The sequence below is a fragment of the Acinetobacter sp. ANC 4470 genome (genome assembly GCF_002135335.1).
Classification (GTDB): domain Bacteria; phylum Pseudomonadota; class Gammaproteobacteria; order Pseudomonadales; family Moraxellaceae; genus Acinetobacter.
In genome coordinates, this window is sequence record NZ_NEGC01000001.1 from 562,121 (window position 1) to 577,295 (window position 15,175).

At 41.3% G+C, this 15,175-nt stretch carries 13 protein-coding genes and 1 pseudogene; 5 read left to right on the forward strand and 9 right to left on the reverse strand.

Features of this window, described 5'->3' with window-relative positions:
* Window positions 1-36 precede the first annotated feature (36 nt).
* Window positions 37-243 (forward strand): annotated as a pseudogene (locus B9T25_RS02600) (LLM class flavin-dependent oxidoreductase); the annotation flags it as partial.
* Between the two features lie 237 nt (window positions 244-480).
* Here the strand turns inward: B9T25_RS02600 and acs are convergent.
* Window positions 481-2,424, reverse strand: a complete 1,944-nt coding sequence (acs, locus tag B9T25_RS02605; RefSeq protein WP_086186903.1) for an acetate--CoA ligase — start codon at window positions 2,422-2,424, stop codon at window positions 481-483.
* A gap of 289 nt (window positions 2,425-2,713) precedes the next feature.
* On the opposite strand from acs, the gene B9T25_RS02610 reads away from it, so the two are divergent.
* Entirely contained in the window at window positions 2,714-3,295 is a 582-nt protein-coding gene (locus B9T25_RS02610) for a DUF805 domain-containing protein (RefSeq protein ID WP_086186904.1), read from the forward strand.
* Between the two features lie 111 nt (window positions 3,296-3,406).
* Window positions 3,407-4,384, forward strand: coding sequence for a mechanosensitive ion channel family protein (locus tag B9T25_RS02615; protein ID WP_086186905.1), 978 nt, complete (start codon window positions 3,407-3,409; stop codon window positions 4,382-4,384).
* Here B9T25_RS02615 and B9T25_RS02620 read toward each other — a convergent pair.
* The 5 genes from B9T25_RS02620 to prfB all read right to left on the reverse strand — a co-directional run bounded on the left by B9T25_RS02620 (window position 4,367) and on the right by prfB (window position 9,261).
* Window positions 4,367-5,080 carry a 16S rRNA (uracil(1498)-N(3))-methyltransferase gene (locus B9T25_RS02620; RefSeq protein WP_086186906.1) on the reverse strand — a complete coding sequence of 238 codons (714 nt, stop codon included), beginning with the start codon at window positions 5,078-5,080 and terminating at the stop codon, window positions 4,367-4,369. The two genes, B9T25_RS02615 and B9T25_RS02620, sit on opposite strands and share 18 nt — an antisense overlap.
* A 48-nt stretch (window positions 5,081-5,128) precedes the next feature.
* Window positions 5,129-6,409, reverse strand: a complete 1,281-nt coding sequence (locus B9T25_RS02625) for a 3-deoxy-D-manno-octulosonic acid transferase (RefSeq protein WP_086186907.1) — start codon at window positions 6,407-6,409, stop codon at window positions 5,129-5,131.
* A 109-nt stretch (window positions 6,410-6,518) separates the two neighbouring features.
* Window positions 6,519-7,595: an alkene reductase gene (locus B9T25_RS02630; protein WP_086186908.1), complete on the reverse strand. Its 1,077-nt coding sequence runs from the start codon at window positions 7,593-7,595 to the stop codon at window positions 6,519-6,521.
* A 39-nt stretch (window positions 7,596-7,634) separates the two neighbouring features.
* A complete protein-coding gene (locus B9T25_RS02635) occupies window positions 7,635-7,937 on the reverse strand; it encodes an ArsR/SmtB family transcription factor (protein WP_086186909.1) in 303 nt (100 codons plus the stop codon).
* Between the two features lie 228 nt (window positions 7,938-8,165).
* Window positions 8,166-9,261 (reverse strand): peptide chain release factor 2 gene (gene prfB, locus B9T25_RS02640; protein WP_143222455.1). Its coding sequence is split into 2 segments (ribosomal slippage): window positions 8,166-9,188 and window positions 9,190-9,261, totalling 1,095 coding nucleotides; the frame shifts between segments, so codons are not numbered across the junction.
* A 185-nt stretch (window positions 9,262-9,446) separates the two neighbouring features.
* On the opposite strand from prfB, the gene B9T25_RS02645 reads away from it, so the two are divergent.
* Together B9T25_RS02645 and B9T25_RS02650 are read left to right on the forward strand one after the other, a co-directional pair.
* Window positions 9,447-10,283 (forward strand): putative porin, encoded by an 837-nt coding sequence (locus B9T25_RS02645; protein ID WP_086186911.1) that lies wholly within the window; start codon window positions 9,447-9,449, stop codon window positions 10,281-10,283.
* A 324-nt stretch (window positions 10,284-10,607) separates the two neighbouring features.
* The gene (locus tag B9T25_RS02650; protein ID WP_086186912.1) at window positions 10,608-11,393 is read left to right on the forward strand and encodes a putative porin; all 786 of its coding nucleotides are present in this window, start codon (window positions 10,608-10,610) and stop codon (window positions 11,391-11,393) included.
* 50 nt (window positions 11,394-11,443) lie between these two features.
* Here B9T25_RS02650 and recJ read toward each other — a convergent pair whose 3' ends face one another.
* The 3 genes from recJ to glmM are packed head-to-tail and all read right to left on the reverse strand — an operon-like array spanning window position 11,444 to window position 15,145.
* On the reverse strand, window positions 11,444-13,147 hold the full coding sequence (gene recJ / locus B9T25_RS02655) for a single-stranded-DNA-specific exonuclease RecJ (RefSeq protein WP_086186913.1): 1,704 nt from the start codon (window positions 13,145-13,147) through the stop codon (window positions 11,444-11,446).
* Complete coding sequence (pdxH, locus tag B9T25_RS02660) at window positions 13,148-13,804, reverse strand: pyridoxamine 5'-phosphate oxidase (RefSeq protein WP_086186914.1); 657 nt, start codon at window positions 13,802-13,804, stop codon at window positions 13,148-13,150.
* 9 nt (window positions 13,805-13,813) lie between these two features.
* Window positions 13,814-15,145 carry a phosphoglucosamine mutase gene (gene glmM / locus B9T25_RS02665; RefSeq protein WP_086186915.1) on the reverse strand — a complete coding sequence of 444 codons (1,332 nt, stop codon included), beginning with the start codon at window positions 15,143-15,145 and terminating at the stop codon, window positions 13,814-13,816.
* Window positions 15,146-15,175 lie beyond the last annotated feature (30 nt).

Here is a 15,175-nt window from a genome sequence, read left to right on the forward strand (position 1 = left end):
TGCTTTTGCTTATTTGGCTCCGAATGTCAGCGGTAGTTTGGTGGCGAGTTCGATCCCCTTACTGAAGAATGGCCTGAACATAACCAACGCTATGTACGTTCTGAGGAGTTTATCCGTTGTTGACAAGGTGTTTGGACCGAAAATCATTTTAGTTTTGAAGGTAAATATTACCAATTTAAAGATTACAGCTTAAAGCCAAAACCAAGAACAACGCCGCCACTTAGCGTAATAAAGAGCAACAATGAAACAATCTGAATGATTCACTCGGTTCCCCTAGAGTCTTCATGATGTATGTTTATTGCATTCTAATTTCCTGTGGGAAAACCATGAAACATCCACTGTATAGCAAATAAAATAAGCAGAATTAGTAGCATAAAGAAGATAATTTCTAATCGCTTCAAATTTTAAGTTCCCCGATCATTCATTTGAGAGCTCAAATAAAAATACCGCCTGAGCAATCAGACGGTATCCCTAAAAAATTTATCTATTGGGGTGCACGGTGAGGATTAAAGCTTCAACCACTTGTGGCTCAGCCAGTGTTGAGGTATCTCCCAAGCTATCCAACTCATTGGCGGCAATTTTTCTTAAAATTCGGCGCATGATTTTACCCGAACGGGTTTTTGGCAAAGCGGGTGCCCAATGCAGTGCATCTGGTGTGGCAATCGGCCCCAAAATTTTACGCACCCAATCGACCAATTCTTTGCGTAATTCTTCTGATTCCTCTGTGCCTGCTTGCAAGGTCACAAAAGAACAAATCCCTTGTCCTTTAATTTCATGCGGCATACCGACCACCGCTGCTTCTGCAACAGCTTCATGGGCAACCAAGGCACTCTCAACCTCTGCTGTGCCTAAACGATGCCCAGCAACATTCAGCACATCGTCCACGCGTCCTGTGATCCAGTAGTAACCGTCTTTGTCACGACGTGCACCATCTCCAGTGAAATAAACACCTGGATAAGTCGAAAAATAGGCTTCAATAAATCGCTCAGGATCGCCCCAAATAGTGCGCATTTGACCCGGCCAAGAATCCTTAATCACCAAGTTACCTTCGGCCTCACCTTCCAGCTCATGACCTTCCGCATCGACAATGGCGGGTTGTATGCCAAACAGTGGACGAGTTGCAGAACCCGGTTTTAAATCCGTGGCTCCCGGTAAAGGGGAAATTAAAATACCGCCTGTTTCGGTTTGCCACCATGTATCGACAACAGGACAACGACTTTCCCCTACCACGGTGTAGTACCAGTTCCATGCTTCTGGATTAATCGGCTCACCAACCGATCCAATCAAACGTAAACTACTCCGGTCACTTTCACGTACAAAGCTATCACCTTCACGCATCATGGCACGAATGGCTGTCGGTGCAGTATAAAGGATGGTGACATTGTGCTTATCGACAATATGACCAGTACGTGCCCACGTTGGATATTGCGGTACCCCTTCAAACATCACTGTGGTGGTACCATTCGACAATGGCCCATACAGTACATAAGAATGCCCCGTAATCCAGCCAACATCAGCCGTACACCAAAACACATCATCTTGTTTTAAATCAAACACTTCACGGAAGGTTGAATTTACATACGTCAGATAGCCACCCGTGGTATGTAACACCCCTTTCGGTTTACCCGTTGAACCAGAGGTATACAGAATAAATAATGGATCTTCTGCATTCATCGGCTCAGCTGGGCAAATTTCATTGACCGACATAATTTCCATGTGATACCACAGGTCTCGCCCTGCTTTTAACTCAATCGGATTGCCTGTGCGATGTACCACAATCACCTGCTGAACCGATTCAGTGCCCTGAACTTGCAGTGCAGCATCGACATTTTCTTTCAATGGAATGGGCTTACCACCACGCATACCTGAATCGGCAGTAATCACAATTTTTGCTTGGCTGTCTTCAATCCGACTCGCCAAAGCATCTGGCGAAAAGCCGCCAAAAACCACACAATGTACAGCCCCAATTCGGGCACAAGCCAACATTGCAATAGCCGCTTCAGAGACCATTGGCATATACAGCACCACACGGTCACCTTTGCCTACACCATATTTTTTTAATACATTGGCAAAACGACAGGTTTCATCATGCAGTTCTTTAAAAGAAATAATTTTATGCCGTGAAGGATGATCGCCCTCCCAAATAATGGCAGGTTTATGTGGATGTTCTTTTAAATGTCGATCTAAACAATTGGCACTGAGATTCAGCTGCCCATCAGCAAACCATTCGATTTTAAAGTTGTCTTGGTTAAAACTGGTATTTTTGACTTGAGTAAAAGGTTTAATCCAATCCAGCTTATTGGCTTGTTCTGCCCAAAACTCATTTGGCTGATCAATAGATTTCTGATAACGCTCGAAATATTCAGATTCTACAAGACGAGCTGTTTTTTTAAATTCTTCTGGTACAGGATAGATTTCTTTCATTATTTACTTCCTTGATCTTATCCATCTCATCACGAGATGCTATGCCACGTTATTGATTTTATTAATTGCATACCCACAGTATGGCGGTTATTTTTCAAGCACTTCAATGATGCTTTGGTCGTAGCTTATTTATACAATTTAAAACATAGATACTTCATCGTATTCAACAAAAATAATCGGCTTATTCGTATCAGATCTGTTCGTTTAATCTTATAATTTAACCAGAAGATCTAATGACTACTTTGTAAAATACAATATTTTCTTAGCTCAATCTTACTCGGGAAAGTGTATGAACTCACAAGAATCAGCTCCTTTTTTTTCCAGACCTCAACTGACAAATACAGATAATCCTTTGTCACCGCAAGGTCGTTTTGGTCGTTTGAGTTCGATCGGTTGGTATGCTTTTATCCATTTAATTACCTTTTTTGCCACGATTGCCTTAAGCCTAACGATGGGGATTTTTAATCTAAACAGCCTGTCTATGGACAATCAGTTTATCAATACATTAACAGGAATCACGGGGCTAGGCTTTGTGATCATTTTAGTGCTGTATCTCTATTTTTTAATGGTGATTACTGTGCGTCGTTTACATGATATGAACCGAAGTGGCTGGTTTGTTTTATTGTTTATGCTGCCATTGCTGAATATTTTGCTGGGCTTGTATTTACTGTTCGGTTCAGGCACAGCAGGCATCAACAGCTATGGTCCGCCACGTGCAACACCCGTTTGGGAAAAAATATTGGCGTGGCTGATGATTATTCTGATGTTACTCAGCTTTTTGGCTTCTAGTAGCATGCTGTCTTATATGGTCGGTGCAGGTGAATTAGAAGTGCCGCGACAAGTGATTCAAAAAGGCAGTGAATATTTTTAACATGCACTCAGCACTTTTTCACAAAACTACAGCAAAGCCACTGAGTTTAAGTTAAATTCCTCGTCAGTTTCAGGCAAAATACACAACAATCGACCCAAATTCGGAAGTCCTGTGGCTGAACAAAATAATACCTTGAGTGGAGTCACCCAAGGTACCTCTCAACTTTTACATGAAGCAACTGAGAAAACAGCAGAAACTGTGATCGCACATACCGCGAAATATAATGATGCCTATTCCACCATTGATAAATTTGTCGATGGATTTTGGGAGCGTATGCCTTATTTATTTATTGCAATCGTGGTCTTTAGCATTTTTTTACTCTTGGCAAGACTCTTTAAATTCTTTGTTCGCAAAACCTTGGCAGACCGCTCTTATACTCGACAAAATTTAGTCTTGGTCCTCAATCGTGTCGGTAGTTCTGCCATTATGTTCTTTGGCTTCTTGATTGCCATGGTGATTGCGATTCCAGGTTTCACACCCGGTCAGCTCATGAGTGCACTGGGGATTGGTTCGGTTGCGATTGGTTTTGCATTCAAAGACATCTTCCAAAATTTGCTTTCTGGTATTCTGATTTTATTGGGCGAACCGTTCAAAATTGGTGATGACATTATTGTGTCAGGTATGGAAGGCACCGTCGAAGATATTCAAATTCGTGCCACCTATTTACGCTCACCAGATGGTCGTCGTATCGTGATTCCAAATGCCACGGTCTATACCAGTCCAGTCACAGTAAATACAGCCTATCAGCGTCGTCGCTGTGAATTTGTGGTCGGTATTGGCTATGAAGATGATATTCAAAAAGCCAAAAATATTATCATGACCATTCTCGATAAAGATGTCAGCATCCTGAGCCAACCAGCATTTAGTGTTAATGTTAGTGCACTTGCCGATTTTTCGGTTAACCTGAATGTGCGCTGGTGGGTCGATACCACGGAAACCTCGACATCGACATCCATCAGTACCGTTCAAGAACAGGTGATTCAAGCCTTCGCTGAACAAAACATTTCGATTCCTTACCCAGTACAGGAAGTCAAAGTGTATCGTGGTGATGCAGCCATACAGGACGATGTATCAGCTCGCGCTAAATAAGCGACCTAGCACATAAGAAATGACGGTTTCAGTACGAATAATGCGGTTGCCTAAGCTGAACGCTTGGCAGCCGTTTTTTGTGAGTAAATCAATCTCATAAGGAATAAAACCACCTTCTGGTCCAATCACAATCGTACAGGCATGTTCAATGGCAAACGGCATCTTGCTCTCTGCATAAGGATGTGCCACATAAGCAGGTCTGTCCGCTGTAATTAAACTGGGTAAGACATCTTCAACAAAAGGCTTAAAGCGTTTATAGATGTCAATTTTCGGGGCAACCGTATCGCCTGCTTGTTCCAAACCGAGCGTCACATATTGATCTAATTGTTGCAAAAATGGTGTTTGCCAATAGCTTTTATCCACCCGATAACTGTGCAAAAGAATAATTTTTTCTACCCCCAAAGTCACACTGTCCATCATTAAACGGCGCAGCACTTTCGGACGCGGCATAGCTAAAATTAAAGTGACCGGTAACTTTGCTGGAACAGGTTCAATCTGAATAGGTTTAAGTTTAACCGCTTGTTCTGTCACTTCGACAATTTCAGTCAGGTAACGCTGCCCTTCTCGAATGCCGACTTTTAGACTGTCACCCACTTGCACATTCACATGTTGTGTTAAATGTTCAAGCTGACGTTTCGATGTAATTGACCAAAACTCAGATTCAGTTTGGCGTGGGTCGAGAAGGACAATATTCATAAGATACAGAAACTCTAAAAATTTCACAGCCGCAGATACACAGGACTTTTAAAGATACTGATCAATCACCGCAATATGCTTTGCTAACGAGCCTGTATTTTTCGCCATGATAATTTGCGCATTTTGACTTAATTCTTTTGCAGCTTCAGGCTGTTGTAAATAGTGCATCATTAACGCTGCCAACTGTTCAGCACTATCTCCCACTTTAACCCCATGCGCTGCAATAAACTCATCGACAATACTTTGGAAATTAAAATAATTCGGTCCTAAAATGGTCGCTACATTCAACGCAATTGGCTCTAAAATATTATGTCCACCACCCGGTTCGCTCAAGGAACCACCAACAAAACAAACTTGGCTTAAAGCATACCACAACCACATCTCGCCCATACTATCAGCCAAATAGACTTGAGTATCCGCTGCAATACTGTGCCCTAAACTACGACGCTGCGTTGTAAGTTCTAAGTCCTGTGCTATTTGAAAGACCTCATCAAAGCGTTCGGGATGACGTGGCACCACAATGACCAACAGCTCTGGAGATTGGCTTAAATAAAGCTTTAAAGCAGTCAGTAATTTTTGTTCTTCGGGTGCATGTGTACTGGCAAGGGTGATGATTTTACGTGATGCTAAATTCCACGCTTGTTTTAATTGCTCAGCTTGCTGTATGAAGCTTTCAGGAGCATGAATATCAAACTTAATACTGCCCAAGACCTGACTTTTCTTCGTAGACATACCTAAATTTAGGTAGCGTTCTAAAGTCGCTTGATCTTGCGCCAACAGGCGGTCTAATCCATTCAGCATACCTTGGGTTAAACTTGGTACTTTGGCATAGCCTTTGACTGATTTTTCCGAAAGTCGTGCATTGATCAATAAACAAGGCACGTTAAAGTGTTTGGCTTGATCAATTAAATTGGGCCAGATTTCAGTTTCAACCAAAACCAACAATTTAGGCTGATATTTTTCATAGAATGCTCGTACTAATTGTTTCTGATCGGCAGGCAAATATACTGCTTGGAACAAAGACGCATACGGTGCTTTTAAAAAAAGTGATTTAGCACGCGCTTGACCCGTCTTGGTAGTATTGGTCACCAAAACAGGATGACCCAATTTTAAATAGTGTTCAATTAACGGTTGTGCGGCATTGGTTTCCCCGACAGAAACCACATGAAACCACATTGCATTGCGGTTTTTAGGTGGTTGAAACGGACCAAAACGCTCAAGACATTCTTGCTGCAACTGCTCCATATTCAACGCACGTTTTTTTATCCGCCATTGATACAATGGTTTGATGATTGATAATGCTGCGTTATACCAAAAAGGAGTAGCCAAACAAGTTGCCTCAGATAATATTCAATCGGCAAAATATAACAGAGCAGCCTTCATATGTTAATGAATTCCGCCCTACCAAATGATTTATTCTGCTGTGTACAGCGATGAATTAGCCTTCAGCGAATTGCTTCTGTAAGAATGGATAATCAATATAGCCTTCTGCTACATCTGTTCCAATCATGTTTTCAAACTTCAATTCATTCAGCGGTTCATCTTCCACTAAACGTTCATACAAGTCAGGATTAGAAATATAATCTTTACCAAAAGACACCGCTTCGGCTTGACCTGATGCCAATAAATCCAAGGCGTCTTCACGGCTTAAACGCATATTGGCAATATAAGGCACGCCATTTGAACGCGCTTTTATATCAAGACTAATACTTGCAGCATCGATATATTCACGGGTAAAGAAGAAGGCGATGTGACGTTGACCCAATTCTTCCAACACATAACCAAAGGTTTCTTTAGGGTTCACATCGCCCATGTCATGCTCATCGCCGCGCGGTGCCAAATGTACACCCACACGACCTGCACCCCAAACTTCAATTAAAGCATCAACTACTTCAAGTAAAAAACGCGCACGGTTTTCAACAGAACCGCCATAGCTATCCTCACGCTGATTGGTCGAAGTTTGTAGGAACTGGTCAATCAAATAACCATTGGCTGCATGCAATTCTACTCCATCAAAACCAGCCGCTTTAGCACGAATAGCAGATTGTTTATATTGCTCAACAATCGTTTGAATTTCAGCAACTTCCAGTGGACGAGGCACAACATAGTCACGTTTAGGACGTAATAAACTGACTTGACCTTTTTGCTGCACATGACTTGCTGAAACAGGTGTCTCACCACCTAATAAATCAGGATGTGAAACACGCCCCACATGCCATAATTGTGCAACGATCAGACCATCTTTGGCATGTACTGCATCGGTCACCAATTTCCAACCAGCGACTTGAGCATCGGTAAATAAACCCGGTGTCTTTTCATAGCCATTGGCTGCTTCTGAAATAACAGTCGCTTCTGAAATGATCAGACCAGCACTTGCACGTTGTGCATAATATTCAGCCATCATCGCTGTAGGCACACGATCTGTCGTTGCACGGCTACGCGTTAAGGGTGCCATCACGACACGGTTTTTAAGTTTAAGTTCACCAAACTGAATCGGTGTTGAAAAATCTGTCATCAAGCAATCCTCTTACAGCTTGCTTGGACTTATTGAAGCCTAAAGCGCATGCTGTAAATGTTGTAAAAATTCTTTGATCAGTGCTTCATTACGTGAAAAATAAGACCATTGCCCATATTTCGTCACATGAATCAGCCCTGCTTGTTGCAGTACCGATAAATGATTAGACATGGTCGATTGAGAAATATCCGCGATCTTTTCCATGTGCCCTGCACACACCCCGCGACTAAAATCATTTCCACATTCTTCAGAGGAAATAAAACGTTTAGGTTCTTTTAAACATTGCAGAATCTGACGTCTAATCGGGTTAGCTAAGGCTTTATAAATCGCTTCTGTGTCCATCTCATTTCACTCATGTTCATGATCAGCACCTTACTAGAAATCATTATATCTATTTTTTACGATATTAATATCGTTATTTTTCGATACAAAGATTATTTTTGTAATTTGCTCAATTTTGTACAACTTGACCCTATTCTAACATTGTTCGACCAATGCCGTTGATCAACACTTTTAACCCAATTTTACAGTTAAAAAAACAGAGGACTAGCCTCTGTTTTAAGAATAAACTTAGAGACCTTGTTTTAAACTGGCTTCAATAAATTTATCCAAATCACCATCCAGTACTGCACCTGTATTGGAACTTTCCACACTGGTACGCAAGTCTTTAATGCGTGAATCATCTAAAACGTATGAACGAATTTGACTGCCCCAACCAATATCAGACTTAGAGTCTTCTAAGACTTTTGCCGCGTCATTACGGATTTGCATTTCACGTTCATAGAGTTTTGCACGTAACTGTTTCCACGCATGGTCACGGTTGGCATGTTGTGAACGCTGGTTCTGACACGCCACCACGATACCTGTTGGCGCATGGGTTAAACGCACCGCGGAGTCAGTTTTGTTAATGTGCTGACCACCCGCCCCTGATGCACGGTAAGTATCGGTACGAACATCAGCTGGATTGATATCAATCTCAATATTGTCATCGACTTCAGGCGACACAAACACCGCAGAGAATGACGTATGACGACGATTACCCGAGTCAAAAGGTGATTTACGCACTAAACGATGTACACCCGATTCGGTACGTAACCAACCATAGGCATACTCGCCTTCAACACGAATCGTTGCCGATTTAATCCCTGCCACATCACCGCCCGATTCTTCCATCAATTCGGCTTTAAAGCCATGACGTTCAATCCAACGCAAGTACATACGTAGTAGCATTGATGCCCAATCTTGCGCTTCTGTACCGCCAGAACCGGCCTGAATTTCCACGTAGCATGGATTTGGATCCATTGGATTACTGAACATACGGCGGAATTCAAGTTTTGCCAACTCTTCTTCAGCAGTCGTCAATTCAGCTTGTACATCTTCCAACAAACTTTCATCATCAGCTTCAACCGCCAAATCAAGCAGTGCTTGTGCATCATCCAGTTGAGTCGATAAGCCTTCTAATACATTCAGTACATTTTCAAGCTCGCCTTTTTCTTTGGCCATGGCTTGAGCACGAGCTTGGTCATTCCAAATAGTTGGATCTTCCAATTCACGGAGAACTTCTTCTAAACGCTCTTTTTTCAGATCGTAGTCAAAGATACCCCCGTAGTGTTTGACCACGGTCGTTTAAGTCTTTTAATTGGTTTAGATAAGGATTAATTTCCACGTGAATTACTCTCAATCAGAATACTAGGCTTAAATAGCCGCAAATTATATCACATAGCATTCACGGAATTTGAGACGGATTATTTTTGTATAAGTGATTGACCAAAATATCTTTTTTATGAACAATACGCATGTTTTTTAAACATTATTACAATTTCTTTACAACAATAACCTTTTGGGGGTTTTATGAAACGCAGTTTATTAGCGTTGGGTCTTGCTGCAATTGCTTCTTCAAGTTTTGCTTATAATGCTCAAGTCGATGGTGGCTTTAGCTACTTTGATAACGATGACAATATTACTGACAGTGAAGGACAATTTGATCTAAAAGGCACCTTCTATTTCGACTCTGTTTCGACTAAAAATACGCCATTAAATGAAGCTGCTTTCCTCGGCCATAATAGCAATGCCTATGCTCAATATTCTTATAACTATTTGGAAAGTAAAGAGCTTGAAGTTTTAGATGGACGTTTTTCAGGTGAGCTCAATGCACACCATCTTACTGGTGGAGTAGAATATTTTGTTGAACAATTCTATTTAAATGGTGAAATTGGTTTTGGTCAAGTTGAAGACAAACTCAAGCTTACAACACCTTTAGGCAGTGAGTCTTACTCAGAAAATTCTGACGTGATGACTTATCGTGCGCTTGTCGGTTATATGCCTTTATCTAACCTATTACTCGCTGCAGGTATTGATGGTTTTCAAGGCGATCATGATTTAGAAGATAACCGTTTCGCTGTACGTGCAAAATATGTTGCCCCTTTAGCTCAAGGTCAATTCATTAATCTAGAAGCCGATGGCACTTTTGGTGATACAGATTCAGTGACTGTTGCTGTCGACTATTACTTCGATCATGCCTTTAGCCTTGGTGCTGCGTATAACATTGAAGATAATGGCGAAGATGATGCTGATTTCTTCTCGATTCGTTCTAAATATTTCATTAATTCTAATTTTTCAGTCGGTGGTGCAGTTGGTTTTGGTGATGATGTTCAAGCATTTAACATCAATGCAACGTATCGTTTCTAAGCTTAAAAATATGCCGTAAAAACGTAGCTAAAAGCACGCTCAAAGGCGCGTGCTTTTTATTTTAAAAAAATTATTTTGCTACAAAATACTTAAATTTTTATAGAAAAATCCATTAAATCCACAAAATATCCACAATTTTAATAAAACAAAACATTTAAATAATTTATTAATTTTCAATATTTTAAAATAGAAAACTTACACGATATTACGTTTGCAACATTTCTGTAACCCGGCAATGATTGACCTCGGTTTATTTTGCTTTAGACTAAAAGTTGTAACAAAAAATGTATTAATTTTAACCATGAATTTAAGGGGGTAGTATCCATGAAAAAACTAGCTATCGCATCTGCTGTACTTTCAGCACTTGTTCTTACAGGTACAGCTCATGCATACCAAGCTGAAGTAGGTGCATCAGCAGCTTATCTTGACCCTGATAATGGTGGTTCAGGTAATGCTTTTGGTGTAAATGGTACGTATTACTTTAACCCTGTACAAACGCGTAATGCCCCACTTGCAGAGGCAGCATTCCTTGACCGTGCTAGCAACGTCAATGCACATGCAACATTTGCTGACCGTGGTGATGTAGATGACAATACTTATGGTATTGGCGCTGAATTCTATGTACCAAATTCTGACTTTTATGTAAGTGGTGATATTAGTCAAAATGAAGTTGAAGTGAGTACACCGCTCGGTAAATTTGATGCAGACACTACATATTATGCAGCTGAAGTCGGTTATCTTCCTGCACCAGGCTTATTAATTGCCGCGGGTGTAAAAGGTTATGACAACGACAATGAAGATGGCGTAGATCCTACTCTTCGTGCCAAATATGTGACTCAATTGAGTAATGGTAAAGACATTAACTTAGAAGCTGGTGCAGCATTTGGTGATCTAGACGAGTACAATCTCGCTGCAGATTACTTCATTGATAAAACACTCAGCATTGGTGCTGACTACTACAATAACGATCTACGTGATCAAAGCGAATTTGGGATTAATGCACGTAAATTCTTTAATCAACAAGTCAGCCTTGAAGGTCGTGTTGGTTTTGGTGAAGTCGGCAACAACGACTACAACTCATTTGGTGTCGCTGCTAAATACCGTTTCTAATCAAACAAAATATATCCATTTATTAAAAAACCGCTCAAATGAGCGGTTTTTTAATGTTCTAAATATATGACTCGTAATTGCAAACTGACCTTGCCATTAAATTCATTTTGATCGAGTTCATAGACCAATCGGACACGATCTTGCATGGCATCAAATTCAAATTTCTCACGGGCATTAAAAGCAATGGCTTCCACAACTTGTCCATTGTCTAAAGCCAAACGCAGTTTTAAATGGCTCTCTTTCAACCAACGAGAATCCAAAACTTTAAATATACCTTCAAAAATAGGTGATGGAAATTTTTGTCCCCAAGGGGTTAAGTTTTGTAGTAACTTCACCGTTTCAAGTTGAAAGTTTTCCGTTGCTAATTCACCATCCGTCCATACAGTGGCATGAAACAGTGACTCATCCATGGTCGAAATCAATTGTTCAAAAGCCTGTTTAAATGGTTCAAAATGCGCTTTCTGAATGGTTAAACCTGCCGCTGCGGCATGTCCACCAAAGTGACTAACCAAATGTGGATGTTGCTCTGCAATCATCTCGATGGCATCACGAATATGAACACCGTCTATCGACCGAGCAGAACCTTTGATATGAATCCCGTCATCATCCGCTGCAAATACAATACTCGGACGATGAAACTGTTCTTTCAAACGGCCTGCGACAATGCCAATCACACCCTGATGCCAGTGTTCATCAAACATAACCAATGTTGCAGGTAGATGCTGCTGATCTAAGTGTAATTTTTCCAGTTCAGCTAAAGCCTGTTGCTTCATTTGCATCTCGACTTGGCGGCGCTCAACATTTAAGTCATTGAGTTGCTGTGCCAGTGGATAAGCGTTTGGCATATCCTGAGCCAATAGACATTCAATGCCAATGTCCATGGTTTCCATGCGCCCTGCAGCATTCACCCGAGGCCCCAAAACAAAACCTAAATCTTGGGCTTTAAGCTGAGCAGGCTCGCGTCCTGCGATATCTAAAAGTGCGCTGATTCCTGCACGACATTGATTTTGCTGTATCCGTTTCACCCCCGCATCCACCAAAATACGGTTGTTATAATCTAAGCTTGCTACATCCGCATAAGTACCCAAAGCCACCAAGTCTAAATACTGTGCCACTTTACTGGTCGATTTACCCAATTGACTGCGATAACTCGACAGTCGCGCCAACAGATAAAATGCAACTCCAACCCCTGCCAAGGCCTTACTTGGAAATTCACAGCCCAATTGGTTTGGATTCACTACCGCTTCAGCTTTGGGTGTTTCTTTGGTAGTCAGATGGTGATCGGTAATAATCACTTGCATGCCATGTGCATGCGCTTGTTCAACACCAGCATGGCTGGAAATACCGTTATCGACTGTAATCAGCAGATCAGGCTGATAGCGCCTAAAAGCCAGATCTGCAATTTTTGGCGTTAAACCATAACCATATTTAAAACGATCAGGAACCAAATATTCAACCTTGGCACCCATATCTCGTAGTGCTAAAACCATCAAGGCGGTACTGGTCGCACCATCGGCATCATAGTCACCAACAATAATAATTTTCTTATTTTCATCAATCGCTTGGTCGATAATTTGAATAGCTTGCTCTAAACCCTTCATATTGGGCGCAAGTAAATGCTTCAGTTTAAACTCAAGTTCTTGTTCTGATTGCACCCCACGGCGCGCTAAAATTTGGGCAATAAATGGTGACACGCCCTGAATGTTTTCAGGGCGTGTAATCAAAGGGCGTTGCTGAATCAGTATTTTTGGCATTTAAGGCATGAGTCGTTGTAATGTCCATAGACCGTCGATTCTTTCATAACTTAAACGGTCATGTAAACGGTTTGGACGACCTTGCCAAAATTCATAATAATCGGGCACTAAACGATAGCCACCCCAGAATTCTGGCTTAGCCAATGCAGTTTTTTCTGCAACCCGATCTTGCAAGGCTTGGAAACGTGTTTGCAACTCTTCACGACTCACAATGACACCACTTTGCGGCGTACTAATATGTGCTGCAATTTGGCTATCACGTGGACGTTTATGATAATAGTCCGTCGACTCTGCTAAAGAGATCTTTTCGACCTTGCCACTAACACGAATTTGACGTTCCAATTCAGGCCAATAAAACAGCAATTCCGCATACGGATTAGCCATTAAATCTAGACCTTTTTGACTATCATAATTACTATAAAAGTCATAACCTTGAGGTGTTGCACCACGTAACAATACAGTACGTACATGCGGACGACCTTGCGCACTTGCCGTTGCCAAAGACATGGCATAGGGTTCATGCAATTTGGCTTCTAAGGATGCATTAAACCAATTTAAAAACTGCATATGTGGATTTTCATCCACCTGAGTTTCATGTAATTCATCCTTTTGGTAACTTAAGCGCAGTTCACTTAAGTCTTTAATCACATCATTCATATGCTTCCCTTAAGCAGCATTGGCGCGGACAGCATCTGCAAGATGATTAGCTAAAGCCGTTACTTCTTGAAGATCATTGCCTTCTACCATGACACGAATTACGGGCTCAGTGCCTGATTTACGAATTAATAAACGTCCACGACCTTTGAGCTGTGCTTCTGCTTTTTCAAACGCTGTAACCAAAGCAGGAACAGCATACGGGTCAAACATTACCTCTAAACGCACATTGACCAAGACATTCGGCAATAAATGGAAGTCCGCCACCAATTCATGCAATGCTTTTTTCTGTTCGACCATCACTGTCAACACTTGTAAAGCTGCAATAATCGCATCACCAGTGGTGCTTTTATCTAAGGTCAGAATATGTCCTGATGGCTCACCACCAATAACCCAACCTTTTTCATCCAATGCTTGTCGCACATAACGGTCACCCACGCTAGCACGAACAAATGGGACTTGTGCTTTTTCTAAAGCCAATTCAAGCGCCATATTACTCATCACTGTACCGACAACCCCTGCTGGTTTATGATTGGCTTGGGTGGCAAGAATATACAAAATGCTGTCGCCATCGACCAATTGACCATGCTGATCGACCAAAATCACCCGGTCAGCATCACCATCAAAAGCAATACCTAAATTTGCATGATGCTGAAGCACTGCTTGTTGCAGTTTTTCAGGATGGGTTGAGCCACACTGTTCGTTAATGTTTAAGCCATCAGGTTCATTATAGAGTGCTATAATTTTGGCACCTAATTCTTTAAATACTGCAGGGCCTACGTTATAGGCCGCACCATTGGCACAGTCCACCACAATTTTTAAATTGCTCAGATCGAAATTGTAAGGAAATGACGATTTACAAAATTCAATGTAACGACCATTGGCATCTTTGACACGAACGCTTTTACCCAAATTTGCGGTATCTTCAATCTTTAATTCTTTTTCAAGTTCTTGATTAATCGCTTCTTGAACATCATCTGGCAGTTTTTTGCCTTCGCTTGAGAAAAATTTAATCCCATTATCATAATAAGGGTTATGTGAAGCCGAAATCACAATACCTAAACTGGCATGCAAAGCACGGGTTAAATGTGCAATCGCAGGGGTAGGTAATGGCCCTAATAAATGGACATAAACACCAGCAGCATTTAAACCGGCCTGTAATGCTGCTTCTAAAATATAACCCGATAAACGGGTATCTTTGCCTAAAACAACAATCGGTTTCTTCTTTTGACTCATTTGTTTTAAAACTTTACCTGCTGCAAAACCCAGCTTAAGTGCAAATTCAGGCGTAATTGGAAGTTCCCCAAACTTCCCACGAATACCATCTGTTCCAAAATAACTCATTTTTTTACTCACTTCTTATACATCTATGAT